This window comes from Novosphingobium sp. BL-S-33 (genome assembly GCF_056857025.1).
On the sequence record NZ_CM166475.1, the window covers coordinates 187,272 to 205,366 of the forward strand.

General features: G+C 64.6%; 17 protein-coding genes. 9 read left to right on the forward strand and 8 right to left on the reverse strand.

The window, feature by feature from the left end:
• Positions 1 to 56: 56 nt before the first annotated feature.
• A complete protein-coding gene (locus tag AC1VVM_RS17725) occupies positions 57 to 1,289 on the forward strand; it encodes an SGNH/GDSL hydrolase family protein (protein ID WP_482906657.1) in 1,233 nt (410 codons plus the stop codon).
• Positions 1,290 to 1,303: 14 nt separating this feature from the next.
• Here AC1VVM_RS17725 and AC1VVM_RS17730 read toward each other — a convergent pair whose 3' ends face one another.
• The 4 genes from AC1VVM_RS17730 to AC1VVM_RS17745 form a co-directional block, all read right to left on the reverse strand.
• Positions 1,304 to 1,639 carry a hypothetical protein gene (locus AC1VVM_RS17730; RefSeq protein WP_482956976.1) on the reverse strand — a complete coding sequence of 112 codons (336 nt, stop codon included), beginning with the start codon at positions 1,637 to 1,639 and terminating at the stop codon, positions 1,304 to 1,306.
• Positions 1,640 to 1,737: 98 nt separating this feature from the next.
• Positions 1,738 to 2,613 carry a polysaccharide deacetylase family protein gene (locus tag AC1VVM_RS17735; protein WP_482906659.1) on the reverse strand — a complete coding sequence of 292 codons (876 nt, stop codon included), beginning with the start codon at positions 2,611 to 2,613 and terminating at the stop codon, positions 1,738 to 1,740.
• Between the two features lie 21 nt (positions 2,614 to 2,634).
• A complete protein-coding gene (locus tag AC1VVM_RS17740) occupies positions 2,635 to 3,702 on the reverse strand; it encodes a glycoside hydrolase family 43 protein (RefSeq protein WP_132386328.1) in 1,068 nt (355 codons plus the stop codon).
• 139 nt (positions 3,703 to 3,841) lie between these two features.
• Complete coding sequence (locus tag AC1VVM_RS17745; protein WP_482906660.1) at positions 3,842 to 5,170, reverse strand: replication-associated recombination protein A; 1,329 nt, start codon at positions 5,168 to 5,170, stop codon at positions 3,842 to 3,844.
• Between the two features lie 257 nt (positions 5,171 to 5,427).
• Between AC1VVM_RS17745 and AC1VVM_RS17750 the strand changes: the two genes are divergently transcribed.
• From AC1VVM_RS17750 to AC1VVM_RS17775, 6 genes are all read left to right on the forward strand, one after another.
• Positions 5,428 to 5,910: a BamA/TamA family outer membrane protein gene (locus AC1VVM_RS17750; protein ID WP_482906661.1), complete on the forward strand. Its 483-nt coding sequence runs from the start codon at positions 5,428 to 5,430 to the stop codon at positions 5,908 to 5,910.
• A 42-nt stretch (positions 5,911 to 5,952) separates the two neighbouring features.
• Entirely contained in the window at positions 5,953 to 6,384 is a 432-nt protein-coding gene (locus AC1VVM_RS17755) for an EF-hand domain-containing protein (RefSeq protein WP_482906662.1), read from the forward strand.
• A 222-nt stretch (positions 6,385 to 6,606) separates the two neighbouring features.
• Positions 6,607 to 6,939: a hypothetical protein gene (locus tag AC1VVM_RS17760; RefSeq protein WP_482906663.1), complete on the forward strand. Its 333-nt coding sequence runs from the start codon at positions 6,607 to 6,609 to the stop codon at positions 6,937 to 6,939.
• A gap of 107 nt (positions 6,940 to 7,046) precedes the next feature.
• Positions 7,047 to 7,457, forward strand: a complete 411-nt coding sequence (locus tag AC1VVM_RS17765; protein ID WP_482906664.1) for a GFA family protein — start codon at positions 7,047 to 7,049, stop codon at positions 7,455 to 7,457.
• Between the two features lie 182 nt (positions 7,458 to 7,639).
• The gene (locus AC1VVM_RS17770; protein WP_482956977.1) at positions 7,640 to 8,764 is read left to right on the forward strand and encodes a trypsin-like peptidase domain-containing protein; all 1,125 of its coding nucleotides are present in this window, start codon (positions 7,640 to 7,642) and stop codon (positions 8,762 to 8,764) included.
• A 267-nt stretch (positions 8,765 to 9,031) separates the two neighbouring features.
• Positions 9,032 to 9,856, forward strand: coding sequence for a hypothetical protein (locus AC1VVM_RS17775; protein ID WP_482906666.1), 825 nt, complete (start codon positions 9,032 to 9,034; stop codon positions 9,854 to 9,856).
• Between the two features lie 6 nt (positions 9,857 to 9,862).
• Here the strand turns inward: AC1VVM_RS17775 and AC1VVM_RS17780 are convergent, their stop codons facing one another.
• Both AC1VVM_RS17780 and AC1VVM_RS17785 read right to left on the reverse strand, forming a co-directional pair.
• Complete coding sequence (locus tag AC1VVM_RS17780; protein ID WP_132385976.1) at positions 9,863 to 12,028, reverse strand: GumC family protein; 2,166 nt, start codon at positions 12,026 to 12,028, stop codon at positions 9,863 to 9,865.
• A gap of 34 nt (positions 12,029 to 12,062) precedes the next feature.
• Complete coding sequence (locus AC1VVM_RS17785) at positions 12,063 to 13,109, reverse strand: glycosyltransferase family protein (protein ID WP_482906668.1); 1,047 nt, start codon at positions 13,107 to 13,109, stop codon at positions 12,063 to 12,065.
• A gap of 110 nt (positions 13,110 to 13,219) precedes the next feature.
• Here AC1VVM_RS17785 and AC1VVM_RS17790 point away from each other — a divergent pair, with 110 nt between their 5' ends.
• Together AC1VVM_RS17790 and AC1VVM_RS17795 are read left to right on the forward strand one after the other, a co-directional pair.
• The gene (locus AC1VVM_RS17790) at positions 13,220 to 14,332 is read left to right on the forward strand and encodes a glycosyltransferase family 4 protein (protein WP_482906669.1); all 1,113 of its coding nucleotides are present in this window, start codon (positions 13,220 to 13,222) and stop codon (positions 14,330 to 14,332) included.
• Between the two features lie 170 nt (positions 14,333 to 14,502).
• A complete protein-coding gene (locus AC1VVM_RS17795) occupies positions 14,503 to 15,513 on the forward strand; it encodes an IS30 family transposase (RefSeq protein WP_482956978.1) in 1,011 nt (336 codons plus the stop codon).
• Positions 15,514 to 15,571: 58 nt separating this feature from the next.
• Here the strand turns inward: AC1VVM_RS17795 and AC1VVM_RS17800 are convergent, their stop codons facing one another.
• Together AC1VVM_RS17800 and AC1VVM_RS17805 are read right to left on the reverse strand one after the other, a co-directional pair.
• The gene (locus tag AC1VVM_RS17800; protein WP_482906670.1) at positions 15,572 to 16,606 is read right to left on the reverse strand and encodes a hypothetical protein; all 1,035 of its coding nucleotides are present in this window, start codon (positions 16,604 to 16,606) and stop codon (positions 15,572 to 15,574) included.
• A 69-nt stretch (positions 16,607 to 16,675) separates the two neighbouring features.
• On the reverse strand, positions 16,676 to 18,019 hold the full coding sequence (locus AC1VVM_RS17805; RefSeq protein ID WP_482906671.1) for an O-antigen ligase family protein: 1,344 nt from the start codon (positions 18,017 to 18,019) through the stop codon (positions 16,676 to 16,678).
• Between the last annotated feature and the right edge of the window lie 76 nt (positions 18,020 to 18,095).

An 18,095-nucleotide genomic window follows, 5' to 3' on the forward strand; every position in this document is an offset into this window, starting at 1 on the left:
CGAGCCGGCGCCCCGTACCTAGGGCGCCGGCTTTTTTCTTTTCAAGGGTTCACGCGATGCTGCCGAAAGTCCGTTATCTTGCCCTGACCGCCGCTCTGCCCGTCGCCCTGCTGGGCGCCGGAATTTCCGCGCCCGCACAGGCGGCTTCCTGCCCCTGGATCCCGGCGTGGGGATCGTCCCAAATGCAGCCGGATGGAGACAATGTTCTGCCCGCCGAGGCCCGTAGCGACGTAACGCTGCGCCAGATCGTGCGCACCTCCATCGGCGGCACCGGGCTGCGCGTGCGGCTTTCCAATGCTTTCGGCGATACGCCGCTGGTGATCGAGGCGGCCACGCTGGCGCGGGCGCCGCATGTGGGCAAGCCCGGGATCGACACCGCCTCGCTCACGCCGCTGCGCTTTGCCGGCAAGACCCGCGTGGTGATCCCGCCGGGCAGCGACTGGCTCTCCGAGCCGGTGGAGCTGCCGGTAAAGGCGTTCGAGGATCTGGCCATCTCGCTCCACGTGGAGGCGGTGCCGCAGCGCCAGACCTCGCACCCCGGCGCGCGCACTACGTCTTACTGGATCCCCGGTGACCATGTGCGCGAGGCCGATCTGCCCACGGCCAAGACCATGGAGCACTGGTTCCTGCTCTCCGGCATCGAGGCACACGCTTGTGGTACCGGAGCGGTGGTGGCGCTGGGCGACTCCATCACCGATGGTCGCGGCACCACCACCAACGGAAACGACCGCTGGACAGACGTGCTCGCCCGGCGCCTTGGCGGCAAGCGCTCGGTCATCAATCAGGGCATCGGCGGCAACCGCGTGCTGCTGGACGGCCTTGGCCCGAACGCCATGGCCAGGCTTGACCGCGATGTTCTGGCGCTGCCCGGCGTATCCCACCTGATCGTGCTGGAAGGGATTAACGACCTTGGCAACCTGACGCGCGAGCACCCGGCTACGGCCGAGCAGCACGCCGCCATGGTCGAGCAGATCACCGGCGCTTACGCCCAGATCGTCGCGCGTGCGCATGCGCATGGCGTCAAGGTCTACGGCGGGACGCTGCTGCCGTTCATGGGCATGGAGTTCTACCACCCCACTGCCGCGAACGAGGCGGACCGGCAGGCGGTGAATGCCTGGATCCGCACGCCCGGCCATTTCGATGCGGTGATCGACTTCGACAAAGTCATGCGCGACCCGGCGCGTCCTGACCACCTCAACCCGGCCTACGACAGCGGCGATGCGATCCATCCCAATCCGGCCGGATACAAGGCTATGGGCGAGGCGGTGCCGCTGGAATTGCTGCGATAGGGGGCGGGTGCAAATTAGCGATGCTTGGCGAAGAAATCCCGCTGCGCCTGATTGATCGAACCGCTGTCCCAATCGACTTCGCGTTTTGACGGCGGGATGTAATCCCGCCGATCCTCATTTTCGTAAAACAGGGTGCCGTGGATGCCGAGCGCATCGCTCTTCAGGATCGGGCGGTCCCAAAGAGGCGTCAATATGGCCCCGGCGGCGTCTTCCCCAAGCCGGTCGATCAGGTCTTCGATCAACTCCATGTCGCGTCCATCCGGAAAGATCCTGTCGAATTCCTCCGCTGTCGCCTGAAATACGCTGAAGGCGGCGTTCGCAGCACTGTCGATGATCTGGATGTTCTTCATGATGGAGTATTGGCACTGGGCAGCATTGCCCGCAATCGAACTGATTGCGAGCTTGGGCCGAGGCGATCTTATTGAAGCAGGATTAGATCGAAGAACGCTTAGCTCGGACAAACCTCGGCGCCCGGCTTCGGCGGCAGCGGTGTAGTCCTCAGCAAAGCCGGTGTCGGGCCCGGCTCACGCGGATCGGTGGCGGCGTAGAACTTGTCGCGCTGCGCCTGTTCCAGCGTGATGAACTGGAACCCCATGCCGCGATAGAGATCGAGCAATCGCGGAAGCATCCGCGCATCGAATGCGCCGATGTGGAGCAGCAACACATAGGGTACGTCGTGCCCGAAGCGCGCCTTGGACGCGGCGCGCGCGGCTTCGGCGTCGGCGCGCGCGGCATCGAGGTAGCGGGTTTCGAGATCGGAGATGGCGCTCTGGTTCCCCTGCGTGACGCAGCGGGAATAGGGTTCGTTCCACGCCCAGTCGTCGAACGAGAGGCTCACGCCTGCGATATGGTAGTGCCGATCGGCCAGTGCCTTGCGCACGGCGTCGCGGACCGCTGGGTTCTTGCCCTCAGCAAGGAAGGGATAGCGGAACCAGCGCTTCATGCCGCGCGGCGCCAGTTCGGCGTCGTTGCGGTCGATCTCGGCGACGAACGTCGGCTCGCCCACGGCATCGAGATTGAGGTGGTTATAGCCGTGATTGCCGAATGGCAGCCCTGCTGCGCTCCAGCGGGCGAGCACGGCATCGAGTTCGCCCGGCTCGCCCTTGCCGGCATTGGCAAAGCCGAACGCAGGCGCCTTGGCGGCTTTCAACTCGGCAATGATCCTGTCGATCACCGCAACCCGGGTCTCGCCCGGAGGCAGGAGGCTGTGCGCGGGAATATCGTCGAACGTCAGCGCGATCTGCGGCGCCGCGTCCGCCAGCGCGGGAAGGGGGATGGCGGCGAGCAGTGCCGCCATCAGCAGGCGTGCGGATCGTCTTGCCATCCCCCGGTCCTCGAATTGCGCTTAGCGAACGAACGGATCGATCGTCTGGATCGTGCCGTCTTCGTTGTAGTGGAGTTCGGTAACCTTCACGTTGCGCAGGCGCGTCTGGCCCGAGAGCTGCGTGTCGGCATAGAACAGCCACCAGCGGCCGTCCTTCTCGACGATCGACTGATGCGTGGTCCAGCCATCCACCGGCTGAAGGATACGGCCCTTGTAGGTGAACGGACCGTAGGGAGAATCGCCGATGGCATAGACCAGGTAATGCGTGTCGCCGGTCGAGTAGCTGAAGTAGTACTTGCCCTTGTACTTGTGCATCCACGAGGCTTCGAAGAAGCGGCGGTCATGGTCGCCGCCGAGCAGCAGGTTGCCCTTTTCGTCGACGATCTTGATCTCGCGCGGGGCTTCCGCGAATTCCAGCATGTTGCCGCTCATGCGCGCGACGCGCGGGAGCAGGGCGGGCTTGTCGTCGGCCTGAAGGTCGGTCTTCGAGCCGTTGGGATCGTACTTGCCGGTGGTGTTGCGCTGGAGCTGGCCGCCCCAGATGCCGCCGAAGTACATGTAGCTCTGCCCGTCGTCATCGGTGAAAACGGCAGGATCGATCGAGTAGCTGCCCTTGATCGGCGCGGCCTGCGGCTTGAACGGGCCCATCGGGTCTTTCGAGGTGGCAACACCGATGCGGAACGCGCCCTGCTTGTCCTTGGCGGGGAAGTAGAGGTAGTACGTGCCGTTCTTGTAGGCCGCATCCGGTGCCCACATCTGCTTGTCGGCCCAGGGCACCTGCTTCACGTCGAGCGCGACGGGGCCAACAGTGACCTTGCCGCCGACATTGTCCATCGAAAGCACGTGGTAATCACGCATCTCGAAGTGGCTGCCAAGGTCGTCCTCGGGCGTCGGGCCGTCGATGTCGTGGCTGGGGTAGATGTAGAACTTGCCGTTCCACACGTGGGCCGAGGGGTCGGCGGTGTACATTTCGGTGACCAGCGGCTGCGAAAGGTACTTCTTGGCCGCAGCGGCATTAGGGGCAGGGGCCTGCGTCGAAGACTGGGCAGTGGCTTCGGCGGAAGCCACGTTGCTGTTGCCAGCGGCCATCAGGCCGCAGAAAGCCGTTGCTGCAAGGGCAGCGTAAATTCGCCTCGACACATCTATCTCCCGGTCGTGTGAGCTTATGGGAAGAAAGATAGCGCTAACAATCGATGGGGGCAACCGGGAAACGATGGTTGCCTGCAGGTCAATCGGCCGCGCCGTCCGGCTTGGGCATCCGGCGCGGCTGGGGCTGGCCGGTCGTGCGTTCCCAATACTCGTCGGCCCGGCGTTCGAAGGTCGGGGCACTGCGGGCGTCGCTCTGGTAGAAGGCGCCTCTCTTCAGGCCCGGCACATATTCCTGTTCGACCCAGCCGCGCGGATCGTCGTGGGGGAAACGGTATCCGACATGGCCGAGCGCCGCTGCGCCCTTGTAGTGCGCATCGCGCAAGTGGAGCGGCACGCTGGCCGGGGGATGCGAGGCGACGAATTGCATCGCCTGCGAGATGCCGCTGCATGCAGAACCGGACTTCGGGGCGCGGGCGATGTGCAGGGCGGCGTGGGCAAGCACGATCTGCGCCTCGGGATAGCCGATCTTCTCGACCGCCTGTGCGGCGGCGACTGCCGTCTGCAATGCGGTATTGTCGGCCAGGCCGATATCTTCCGAGGCGTGGATCATGATCCGCCGGGCGATGTAGCGGGGGTCCTCACCGCCGTGGATCAGGCGCGCCAGCCAGTAGAGCGTGGCGTCCGGGTCCGATCCGCGCATCGACTTGATGAAGGCCGAAACCACGTCGTAATGCGCGTCGCCCGAGCGGTCGTGATTGACCGGGGCGGAGGCATAGGCTTCCGCCAGCATCTCGTCAGTGATCGTCACTTTGCCATCGGTCTCGTGACCCACGGCGAGGCTTTCGAGCGTGGTCAACGCGCGGCGGGCATCACCGCCGGAGCGACCGGCAATTATGCGCAACTGCGCGGGCGTCAGTTCCACATGCACGTCCTGCGCGGCGAAATGCGCGATCCCGCGCCGGACCACCTGCTCCATTTCCTCAATGGTCAGCGGTTCGAGCTTGAGGATCGTCGAGCGGGAGACCAGCGCCGGAGGCAACACGTGATAGGGATTGCCGGTGGTCGCGCCGATGAAATCGGCCACGCCGTCCTCGCAGAGCGCCAGCAGATCGTCCGCCTGCGTGGCCGAAAAGCGCTGCACTTCGTCCACAAAGATCAGGACCGGTCGGATCCGTGCCTCGTCGGCGATCCGGCGCAAGTCCGAGACGCCGGCGCGCGTCGCATTGAGCGGGCGGAACTCCTTGCCCAGCATCGCGCCGACCGCGCGCGCGATGGAGGTCTTGCCGATGCCCGGCGGGCCGTAGAGGATCACGCTGCCCAGCGCCCGCGCCGCAATACGCCGCCGCAGGATCGAGCCCGGTCCGACCAGAGCCGCCTGACCGATCACGTCGTCCAGCGTCGCAGGGCGCAGCAGCGCCGCCAGCGGCGCCTTGCCCAGGGGTGTCGCGGTATCGAACAGGTCGCTCATCAGATCCTCGAATAGCGCCCATGGCCCGTGGGCGGAAGCGATCGGCCGATGCAGGCCGCCTGCCCCATGACGGTCTCATAGCGGCGCGGCTTTCGGGCGCAACGCCGCCATGACCGCATGCCCACAGCCACGGCGGATCGACAGAGCAAGGGTTTCCTCCCGCGCAAGGCCAGCGTTTCCCCTATCCCATCCGCGTCCGACAAGGAGGAAGATCGCCAGAGTTCCATTGGACCGGGAGGCTGGCGCGGAAGATGGCTATGAGCGGGCGCTTTGCCCTTACCGAGTTGGGAGCGAATTGGCTGGGCAGTGATTTCACGCACCACAAGTTCCAGCTGGGCGCGAACACCTATCTCCCGCTGGGCAAGCAGACCGTTCTGGCGCTTCGCCAGCAGCTTTGCGGCGCTTCCAAGGACGCGCCCTATTACGACTTGTGCCTGTTCGGACAGCAGGGCGACCTGCGCGGCTACGAGACCGGCCGCTATCGCGACGGCGCAAGCTGGGCGCTTCAGGCGGAACTGCGCCAGCACTTGTTCTGGCGGATCGGGGGCGTTGCCTTCGCCGGCGTGGGCGGCATTGCCGAAGATACCGGGTCGATCTGGAAGCACAGCACCGTGCTCACCTCGGGCGGGGTGGGGCTGCGCTATCTGGCATCGAAGGACGCCAATGTGAATCTGCGCGCCGATGTTGCCTGGGGCAAGGACGGCCCGGCCTTCTACTTCGGCATTGGCGAGGCTTTCTGAAGCGCGGAGAGGCGCTCACACAATCGAGAGAAAGGAACGGTCATGATCCTTGTGAAAAACCTGTCGGCCCCGGCTTGGGGTGTGTGCATCCTGCTGTTGTGCAGCCCCGTGCCGGTTCTGGCCCAGGGCGCCGGGCGCGTCGATGCCGCTTTCGCGAATGCCGATCTGAACAAGGACGGCCGCATCAGTCGTAACGAATATATCAAGGCACGCAGCCAGCGCTTCGCAAACATGGACCGCAATGGCGACGGCGGCGTCTCGAAGGCGGACTTTCCGCGCGCCAGCCACAATCCGGCGATGGAGAGCAAGCTCAACGCCTTCATCGCCGAGAGCGACACCAATCACGACGGCGTGGTGACCCGTGCCGAACTCGATGCCTCGCCGCCTCGCGCCTTCAACAGGGCCGATACGAACCACGACGGCTTCGTGGACAAGGCCGAACTCGCTGCCATCGAGGCGCGCCGCCGGCGTTGATCTCCCGCTGAACGGACGGGATGCGGTATTCCGCAGGCAACCGAACCGGAATTCCCGGCCGAGCCCGCGTGATCTTTCGGCGGCGTTGCAGGGATTCATTTACCAGATTTGTTTAAAATGGGGCCTTCCTCGATCCTGTGGGGATTGCTAGGCGGCTGCGTCGCCAGCGGCCAAGCGCCCGAGATTTGAGCGTGACCTGCGAAGATGGAAATAACAGGGCAAATGAACCGTCCCGATCTCAAGGTCAGTGTCACGCAGGTTTCCCCGTCCGCGATCCAGGGCCATATTCCGGATGACGATGCGTCTAATCCGTGGATGCGCGCAGGTGCGGATGTGACGATCTTTCTGGACCCGCCGGATACCGCGTTCGACAACGGCATTCTTGGCGGCGGGCGCATTTATGAAGACCGAATTGAGATCGACCTGACGCTGGGGCCGGATCGGACGGCCGGGCTTGTCGATGCTCTGGACCGCGCTGACGCGGCGGTGTTGCACTTCCAGACCCGTGCGGTCTCCGAATTCCTGTTCCGGGTGGAGGCTGTCAGCCCCGGCTGAGCGCGCGCACCGGCGAATAGTGCTCCCTGCGCGGGGTCGGTCATATCGGCGCGCACCCGCTCTGCTACAGTTCCTCCGAACGGGGCAGGGCAATGAGAGGGATAGACGTGATCGAAGCGGAATGCCGGTGCGGCTCGGTAGGGCTGGAAATCGAGGGAAGTCCTGTCTTTCAGGTCTACTGCCATTGCAGCGATTGCCAGCTGGCCCACGGCGCAGCTTATGCGCTCAACGCGGTTTATGCAGCCGACGCGGTGCAGGTAATCAGAGGCGCTCCCGCATCAGGTCGGGTGCGAACGACGCCTCGGATGCGGTGCGGCGGTTGCGGAACGCACTTGTACACCGAAGTCTCGGTGGCGGGCCTGCGCAGCCTCAATGCCTACCTTCTTCCGAAAGAGCAGTTCGCGCCGCAATTCCATCTTCATTGCGAGGATGCGGTCCTGCCGGTCGTCGACGATCTCCCGCACTACAAGCGGATGCCGGCGGCGTTCGGCGGCAGCGACGACGTGGTCGATTGGTAGCAGGAAGCCAATTCACGGGGCAAAGATGCTCGGCGAAGTGATTTGCCGAAATCGGGATTATTCCAATAGGAACAGTGGCTATTTCTTGTTAGCTTGCTTCCGGATCGTTTGAAAATGCCGTTCCGGCGCGCATGCCGTTGTCCGGTTTGCGCAAGGCGATGTCAGTTGGAAGGAAGCCTACCTTGCGTAGAGTATTTCCCATTGCAACCGTCGGATTTGCGCTCCTTGTCATGATGAGCGGGTGCCGTGACAAGGATCCTCAGAAGGAGCAACAGCAGGTTGGCATTCCTGCCCCAGCGCCCGCGCTCCCATCGGGCAGGGCGGGGACAGCCAGCTTCGCGCCGTTGGTCAGGGCCGCTGCGCCGGCCGTGGTCAATATTGCCGTCTTGCAGGCGTCACCGGCAACCGACAATCCGCTGCTGCGCGATCCCTTCTTCCGCCGCTATTTCGGCCCTCCGCGAGAGCAAACCCGTCTCGCGGCCGGCTCCGGCGTGATCATCGATGGGCGCCGCGCGCTCGTGCTCACCAACAATCACGTGATAGAAAATGCCCGGGCTATTCAGGTGGTGCTGACCGACCGGCGGACTTTCGCAGCCGATCTGGTGGGGACCGATCCGCCAACCGATCTTGCGGTACTGCGGCTTCGTGCGACCAATCTGCCTCAGCTCGCGCTCGGCAATTCCGATGCGGTAAACGTGGGCGATCAGGTGCTGGCCATCGGCAATCCCTTTGGGCTGGGCCAGACGGTTACATCCGGCATCGTCAGTGCGCTTGGCAGAGGGCAAAGCCAGGATGGCTACGAGAGCTATATCCAGACCGACGCGGCCATAAATCCGGGTAACTCGGGGGGCGCGTTGATCGCGATGGATGGCACGATCATCGGCATCAACAGTGCAATCTACGGACCCGGTGCAAATGTGGGCATCGGTTTTGCCGTGCCCTCTGCCACGGCGCGATTTGTGATGGAGCAAATCCTTGCCCACGGCACCGTACGGCGAGGCGGCATTGGCGTTGCCATCACCGATACCGTGCCCGGGCCGGGCGGCGAAGCGCCGCTACCGGGTGCGCTGATCGCCGGGGTCACGCCGGGCGGCCCTGCGGCACGCGCAGGCGTGCGGGAAGGCGATGTGGTCGTCGAAGTCTCAGGACATGCGACGCCCACCGCCGCATCCCTGCGCGACGTGATTGGCCGAACTGCAATCGGGACAGCGCTCAACCTGAAAGTCAGGCGCGGCAACAATAGCCATGACATTTCCGTACAAGTGGGCGCGCCTGAAGCAGCGCAGACGAACCGGAACCGTCGATAACGAGCCTGTTGCCCCGGCTGTCGGTCCGATGCGATGAGAAGGGCACGGCGTCCCTCCGAATCCGCCCCAGCCACCGTGCCAAGATCGCCTAGCCCTTTTTAGCCATTGCGGCAGTGAGCGCGGCTGACATGATGAACGCTCAGCGATCCTTGGCCAGATATGCTGTGATACTCCGCCGCCCGGTCCCTGGAGGAATTGGGCCCTGGATCGGAGTTGTGGTGCACAGGCCGCCCTAACTGAATTCAAAAGGTTAAACCGGCTTGCTGTATGCGCGAAACGCCTCAACGCAAATTATGGATCAACAAGCTGTTCAAGCCGCTGGGGGCCGGCGCCAACGCACTGGATGAGCGTCCCTACTGGCCGCGCGGACGGGCGGAACGTGTCGATCACATGTTCCTGTTCCTGCTGACACCGCCCAATTCGGGGTCCACAGAGATCGCCCAGCACATGGTGCGGCGCGGCGATATTGGCGGGCTCTATCACAATTTCGAAGGACAGCGGCTGATCAAGGGGCTGATGGACACCGACCGCTGGTGGCCCGAGAAGTTCATCGATTTCGAGGCCGTCCTCGGCGCGTGGAACGGGCGGATCGCGGAACTCGATGCGGAAGGGCGCTATAGCTACTGGCTGGAGAAGAGCCCGCCCAACCTCGTTCGCCATGAGCAGCTTTTCGGCTATTTTTCGCAGCACCGCGCGGTCGTGAACAATCGCGCGCCGATGGCCAATGTCGCCTCGCAACTGCGGCGCTATCTCATCAAGGAATACCACGGCGCGCGCCGGGCGCTCGTCATCCGGCATCTCGCCCGGATCTGGCAATGGCGGAGCGAGCGGCTCATGGCGGCAGCGCGGCAGTCCGGCTACCCTTGCGTGACCTATGAGCGTTTCTGCGCGAGGCCCGATGCGATTCTGGAGGCTTTCGGCCTCGAACCCACCATCCATTCCGGCGAAGCGGCGCTGGAGGGCATCGTCAACCTCAATGCCGAGCACGCGCAATTGCTCTCCGAGCATGAGCGCGGAATGGTGGCGGAGGAACTTTCCGGCGCCGGCGAAGTGCTGGAATTCTTCGGCTACGATCTCAACGAGGAACTGTAGCGCCGATCAAGTCGTCGCCGTGCGCGTATAATAGTATTGATAATACGCCATTTCCTCGCCCAGTACGGCGGCAGATCGAGTGTCGACCTGGGTCAGCACGACACCGAAGATCTTGGCATCTGCGCGTTCGAGTTCGCGCAGCGCGGTCTTGAGCACGCTGCGCGGCGTGGTCCGCCAGCGCACGACCATCAGCACGGCATCGGCCATGGCCGCCACCGCGCGCGCTTCGGCGACCGGAATGGCGGGGGCGATGTCGAGCACGATGAAGTCGTAGAGATGCTTGCAGCGGTCAAGCAGGACGACCGTGGCATCGGATTGCACAACGTCGAAATTGTTGCCGGCGGCGGTGTTGAGCGGCAGGACATGCGCGCCTGAGGCCTTGTCGAGCAGAATGACATCCTCAAGCTGGGCTTCGCCCGAAAGCACTTCGACCAGCCCCGGCTTGCCGCTGAGGCCAAGTGCGAGGGTCGTACCTAGCCTCCGAAAATCGCAGTCTATCAGCAGCGTACGCCGACCGGCCATCGCGGCGGACCGGGCGAGCGCGATGGCGGTGCTGGTCTTGCCCTCGTCCGGGATCGAGGATGTCAGCCCGATCGTGCGCGCCATCTGGCCCTTCTGGCCGATGCGCAGTGCCGTCCATATCGCGCGCACCGATTCCGCGAAGGGCGAATCCCGGTGGTCGATTAGGAAGTCCGGCACGCCGAGGACTTCGCCCTTGTGGAAGCCCGGTTCGTCCATCGTTGCGATGTCGGGCAGGCTGCTGATGACCTTGAGGCCGGTGAATTCCTCGGCCTCGGCGCGGGTGCGGATGCCGCGTTCCCGCCATTCCAGCGCGAGCGCCAGCAGGACGGCGGCAACCACGCCGCCGATCAGCCCGGCGAGCAGGTAGACCAGCAGGTCCGGCGAGGTGGGAAGGATGGGCACTTGCGCGCGCGAGATGATGTCGGCCTTGCTCTTCTCGGTCCCGCGGGTTGCCAGTTCCACACGGTAGCGGTCGAGGAAAGTCTGGTAAAGCTGGCGTGAGCTTTCGGCCACGCGCTCCAGTTCGCCAAGGCGAACCGAGGCATTGTTGCCGGCGAGCAGCCGTCCTTTGGCGCCGCCGATGGCCCCCTCGATCGCGCCGACGCGGTCGCTGGCGACCCGCACGTCCTGACCCACGCCGGTGCTGGCGCGCGCCACTTCGCGGCTGAGCGAGGCCTGCGTCGAGGCGAGTTCAGCCTGCGTGCGGACCCGGTCGGGATGGTTGGGCCCGAGCGAGGCGGATTGCTGGGCCAGCTTCTGCTCCTGCTCGGCTTCCTGACGGCGAAGCTCGGCGATCACCGGGCTGGAATTGACGAGCGAGCCGTTGGTCCCTGCGTTCGCGCTGGCGCGGCCTTGCGCGGCGGCCAGTTCCGCCTTGGCCGAGGCCAGTTCGGTATTCAGCGTCGCCATTTCCTGCTGGGGGATCGTGCTGTCATTGCTGACGGCCACGAGGTCTGCCTTGGCGCGATAGTCGGCCACGGCCGCTTCGGCCTTGAGCACATCGCCGCGCAGCTGGTCGAGGCGCGTGCGCAGCTGCTGGATGTCTTCGCCGCGCGCGTTCTGGGCGGCCTGGACCTGCCCGCCGACATAGGCATCGGCCACGGCATTGGCGACCAGCGCGGAAACCTGCGGATCGTTCGAGCTGAAGGCCAGGTTGATGGCGAAGGAAAGACCCTTGCGCTCGACCACGAGGCCGGAGCTGACCAGATTGGCCGCTTGCTCGACAGTGAGGGGGGCCGTTGCCTTCGGCGCCTTGGCCTGCAGGAATGCGGCGTTCGTATTCAGCTTGGACCGCTCCACCGCCGCATGGGCAATTTCGGGTGAGAGCAGGACTTGCACTTCGGTATCGACAGCGGGCGAATCGACCACATCGGTCGGGTCGGTCTGGGCGGTGCGGACCAGTTGCTGGTCGTTCCGGTCCAGCGCCAGCACGACATTGGCCTGATAGACTTTCGGGGCCAGCAGATAGGCGATCATGGCCGCAGCCAGAACCGCGGCGATCACCCCCAGCATGAACCATTTGTAGCGCCACGCCAGCGTGGCGATCCAGGCAAGGTCGATGAATTTGTCACTGCCTTGCCGCCCTTCGGCGGCCGGGGGCTTGCCGTCATGCGCTAGCTGGAGATCGATGGGCTGGGATCCTATGTTCAAGTCCACATGCTCCTGAAACGCAGGGTCGCAGGGGTCATCTTGAAGTAGAACCACCCCCCCGTTCCATGAGAAACAGGTAGTAATTCGAAATCTCCAACACGATCCGTGCGGGCGTCCGCCGGGCGACGAAATCGCTGTCTATCGATCCGGCGACGGCCGTTGCGGCGTCGAAAGAGTGTGCAATCTGGGCTTGGGAGAGGGGAGAATCGATCGCCACGGCACGCGGCGGGCCCAGTTCATCCAGCAGCGGCTGGAATGCGGGCAGCCGCGATACCAGCACCGGCGTCCCCCGCTCGGCGGCAAGAATGGCAAGGCCGCTGTTCTGGCCTTTCCTGTATGGCAGCACCAGAAGCCCGGTTTCCGCCAGCCGGTCCGCCAGTTCCTGCTCGGTCAGGCGTTCCAGAACGAATTCAAGATGCCATCCGCGCTCGCGCAGCGCCTGCAATCGGTCACGGAGGGCATCGGCGTCGAGCCCGTCCACCGGCAATCCGTGAACGACATAGCGGCGGTCATCGGGTTCGGCCGCTTCGAGTGCGGCAAGGAGGAGGTCAAGCCCCTTGTAGTCCTTGAGGTCGCCCAGGAATGCGATCGATCGTGGCCCGGTGGCGGGCTTGGGGGCGGGATAGGCGCCGTCATAGGTCCAGTGCGGCGCCACCAGGGGATGCTTTTGCAGGATCGCCGGGTAGGCGGCACCGGCCTCGCGCAGACTGGAATCTGAGAGCGCGTGCACGCCGTCGAGCAGGCGCATCAGCCGCTTCATCCACCAGCGTTCGAGGCGGGGGCGCAGGCCCTCGTGCGAGGCGACGTTGTGCACGGTCCAGACGATGCGCGCGCCTTTCGCCTTTTGCACTGCAAGAAAGACCAGCCACGCGGTGATCGAACGCAGGCTGGCGGGCAGGCTCTGCTGAATGACTTTTTGCGGCCAGTGGAGATGGATGATGTCGCACCGCCTGAAGAGGCGGCCGCTCCACCTCGGAACCGTTGTCGAATGGCCAAGCTTGCGCAATTCCGCGACAAGGGCGGCCGTGTAGGGGTTGCTCCTGCGGTTCTCTTCGCCCGGGAAGGACCAGATTACGGCCATCGGCGATTCGCCCCGTCCTGTGCCACTTGGCGCCTATACCTAATTGCACTGGATAGGTGCTTGGGTTGCACTGCACAATAGCGCTGTCCAGGCCGGTGGAGTTGCCAGTGATGTCGGCCCGCCGGGTCATCTTTCCCTTTACCAATGCGCAGATCGGGGGGAGCCATGTCTCCTCCTTCACGCTCGGCGCATGCCTTCAGAGCGAGCACGATGTCGAGGTCATCATCGCCGCGCCGCGTGGCAGCCTGATCGAACAGGTGGCGCGGGAGCGCGATTTCACGGTCTGGCCGCTGCCCGAGCCGCCGGCGTTTCGCCACGGCCTTGTTGCGGAGGCGCGGCTGCTGCCGGGGCACTTGCGCCTGCTGGCGGAGCAGCCGCCGGGAACCGTGGTGCACAACAACGACCTGTCGGCGCTGCAGAGCTGGGGTCCGGCTGCGCGGCTGCGCAGATTGCCTGTGGTCTACCACAATCGCGCATTCAACCGGACCGCGCTGCCCAATGTCATGGTGATGAACCTCGCGCACCGGATCGTCTGCATTTCGGAGGCGGTCGAGCAGCGCCTGCCGCCTCGGCTGGCGCGCCGCTCGGTGCGGATCGACAATCCTTTCGAACTGGAGACCGGGCAGGACAGGGCGGCGCTGCGGCGTGCGTTCCAGGCGCGTCATCCGAAAGCCGCCGGTGGCGGACCGCTGATCGGGTTCATCGGCAATTTCGCCCATCGCAAGCGGCCGCGTTTCTTCCTCGACATGGCAAAAGTGGTGCTGGAACAGCGGCCCGATGCGACGTTCGTGGTGTTCGGGCGCGCGGTGGACGACACGCAGGAGGCACTCGAACGCCATGCCGCCGAACTGGGCATCGCCGCGCGTGTGATTTTCGCGGGATTCCGGATGCCGGTGGAGGAGAACATTCTCGTGCTCGACCTGCTGGCGATCACCGCGATCGAGGAGCCGCTCGGCCGCACGCCGCTGGAGGCGCTCATGCTGGGCGTACCCTATGTCGCCACCGACGATGCGGGGCTTGGCGAGACCGGGCGGCGGTTCGGCGGCGGCCTCCTTGTCCCGCGTGAGGCCGGGCCGGAGGTTTTCGCGCAGGCCGTGTTGCAAGGTCTGTCTGCGCCCGATTCCGGGCAATGGGATGAAGCGCGTCGGCAAGCCCGCGACGCCCTGAGCGCGCGGCACCATACAGAGCGCATGCTGGCGCTTTACGACGAACTGACGGTCTAAGCTGTCGGAAAATTCGATCCGGAATGTGCGTATGGTAGGTTCCCGGTTCCAAACTTCGTCGCCCCCGCGAAGGCGGGGGCCCCGCTTCTTGGCGACGTTCCGCCCTGCACAGCAGAAGCGGGATCCGCCAAGTTCACAAACGAAGTGCAACACCAGGTTATGGTGTTGTCATGGGAAGAGCTTACGAACAGCTTGATCTGGAAGAGCGGTGTACGATTGCCCGTCTTCATGAAGACGGGCAATCGCTGCGCCAGATCGCGGCAGCTCTGGATCGCTCGGCATCGACGATCTTTCGGGAGCTGAAGCGCAACAGCGGCAGCACGGTGGGCTATCGGCCCGGCTATGCGCAAGAGCAGGCGCGCGCCCGGCGCTGGTCGGGCATGCGCCTCGAACGCGATCAGGCCTTGCGCGAGGGCGTGCTGGGCCGCCTCGCGGCCGGCTGGTCACCCGAGCAGATCGCCGGCCGCATGGCCCGCGAGGCCGGCGTGCGTATCATCAGTCACGAGAGCATCTATCGCTTCATCCATGCCCAGATCAGGCGGACGAACGATCGATCATGGCGCCATTATCTGCCCCGCGCCAAGGCCCGCCGCGGATGGCGCCGCAAGCCCGGCGGATCCTCGGTCCGCTTCATCGCCAAGCGCCAACCCATCGCCATGCGCCCGGACGAGGCCGCGGATCGGTCCCGGCCCGGCCACTGGGAGGCCGACTTCATGCTCTTCGCCCGATACGGCCAGGCCATCCTCGTCGCCCATGAACGCTCCTCGCGCTACACCCTGATCTGCCATCCGCCCGACCGAAAGGCCCGGCGCACCGCCGACCTGCTCGCCGCCATGCTGCGGCCCTGGCCCGCCGCCTTGCGCCAAACCCTGACCCTCGACAACGGCACCGAGTTTGCACAGCACCACAGGTTGCACCGTCTCGGCATCGATACGTTCTTCTGCGACCCCCATGCCCCATGGCAAAAGGGCGGCGTCGAAAACGCCATCGGCCGCCTCAGACGCGACCTGCCGCGCAAGACCAACATCGAGGATCTCTCGCCTGCCCACTTTGAGGACATCATCCAACGCTACAACAATACACCGCGAAAATGCCTCGACTTCAAAACACCCGCCGAGGCATGCTCTCTTCAACCGTTGCACTTCGAATGTGAATCCACATCCCTGCCTGCGCGGGGATGACGGGTCTGGTTGAGCAGACTCCGCGTTCCGATCACGAAATAGATCTGCCTTGCGGGCGCTAATTGTTGACCCGCCGATCCACGATAACCTGTGATCCCGCATAGCTGCCGCTGCCGCGCAGGACTTGATTGGGCTTGGCGATCAGGCGGCCGATATGGAGGTCCACCCGGCCTTCTTCGGCGCGGAACAGCGGTATCGTCGGATCGCCGGATACGATCAGCGTATCGATATTGATCGTCCGGGTTTCAGACGGCGTACCCTTGCCGAGAATCCCGGCAAAGCGATTGGTGCCAAGCTCGATCAGGCCGTGGTTCTGGCTATGCCAGATCTTGAGGCCCTGACGGCACCCGGCGAGGTAGACGTTGTCCACATGCACGTCGCCCTTGAGGTCGAGGCAGGCATCGCTCGCGTTCATCACGCGGCCGTCGGTGATCGTGCCGGTATATCCTTTCTCGGTCGAAATGCCGTCCACGTTCCGGTAATGCGCGCCCTCGGCCATGATCAAGTTCTGGAAGTCGAAGTTCCGGATCTCGAACGTGCCGAGGTCATTGGCGTCCTTGCCCTTGAGCGCGATGGCGGCCCATGCGTCGTCGCCGTTGACGGCGGGCGAGGCAGGGTCGCCAATCCAGACGAGGTTGCGGAACACGGCATGACCGATCCCATTGCTGACGTTGACGAGGCCAAGGCCAAGTTTCGGGTCGTCGCGGGCGCCGGTCGCGGACACGCGCAGGACCTGAAGGCCGGGGACGTTCACGCCGCGCAGCACCGGTCCATAGTTCTTCGCGATGACATCCGAGATTTCGAACCCCTGGGCATTGCCGCCATTCACCAGAATCCTGCCGTTTGAGGCACAGACTTTCCGTAGCGGCGGGGTACCTGGCCCGAGCCGGATGGTGGGCATCGTCGGGCAGTCCGCGGATTTGACTGCGGGCTTGAGAATCGCCGGCATCCGGAACGAGGCGAGTGACGATGCCGATTGCGTCAGGGCCAGAGGCGCCATCGCCATCGAAGCGGGCGAATCCGCAAGGTATTGAGGGCCGACGGCGGGGCCGACAAACAGGAGCGGGAGCACGAGACCGAACGTCTTGATCATCTGGTTCCTCGATATCGTATCGATTGGCACCTCACGCGGGGGAAATGTCGTTGGAGGCCGGTGCGCCGCTCACACCGGGTGGGGACGAAGCCCATTTGCGACGGGTTGAGGCCTGGGCGGTGGATTCAGCCGCGAATAGACCGTGAAACCGCATAGCAGGCCGTAGAACAGGATCCCCTCGATCATCCAGAATGGCATCGTTGCCATGTTGAGGATGAAGAAGCTGAGGTGCGCGATGACAAGCGTCATGCGCACGGACCCTGCCGTCGACAGCGCGATCACGAACATCCACGACCAGAGCAGCAGCATGGATGCCACGCCGAGGGTGCCGAGTTCGTAAAGCGTGGAGATCAGCGTGTTGTGCGCGTAGTAGCGATAGCGGCCTTCCCACGAATTGGCGCCGAAGCCGAGAACGTGCTGGCGCTTGGTCCCGTGGCGCCAGTCATCGATGTACTCGCTCCAGAGGAAGAGCCGGCCGGACATTAGCGCGCGGTCGGTCTTGCGGAATTCGTCCGGCGCCTTGGTCAGGACGTCGGGGTCATCGGCGACGACGGTTACGGCATCGAAGCGATCTCCCGCCAGCTTGGGAATCACGGGCACGACCGAAAGCACCAGCAGGACGCCGAGAATGCCCGCCACCGGGCGCTGGCGCGGGGGAACGGCAGACAGGATCGCCGCCATTATCAGGCCCAGCAGCAAGGGGGCGGCGGCGATGATCGCGGTGCGATAATTGGCAGCGAGAATGCCGCCAACGCACACGGCGGCGATGCCCAGCTTGTAGCCCGACCGCAGCGCCGGATGGAGCAGCGCGATCAGCAATCCGGTGAGCAGGATGATGGAGAAGCTGGCCTCATGGTTGTAGCCGCCGATGTAGGAGGCTGACCCATCACTTTCGGTGGCCTTGGCGATATGGAGCACGAGGCTGGCGCATTGCAGGACAAGCGGCAGCGTGAACGTGAAGACCAGCCGGGACAGCACTTTGCCCGCCCCGTCGGCGACGAAGGCGTCATAGGCGGTCAGCGCGATGGTGGCGAAAAACGCATATTTGACGAGGCTTTCAATGCCGCCCGACACGTCCTTGTTGAGCAGCAGGCTGGCGATGACCACCAGCGTCAACGGGATGATCGGAATGAGTATGAGCGGCACGGCCCGCGTACGGTGCAGTAGCAGGCCGCCGGTCACCACGATCAGCACCGATGCCAGTGCGTTCCAGCTCAACCCGGCGGGGGAGGAGGAATAGGAGAAATGGGGCTGGGCCGACATTGCCAGCCGGATGCCGAACGTGGCCACCAGAAAGCTGGTGGAAGCACTGGCCCGCATGGCAAGGAGCAGGATCAGCACGAGGTAAACCATCAGCGCCGGAAGCACGATGTAGGCGGGGAGGGGCGGGCTTCCTGCGGTCAATGCAAGCAAAGGGACACCTCCACGGGATGGGGGACCGGGCCGGCGCCGCGCCAGAAATGCGCTCCAGCGCATTTTTCGAACGGAT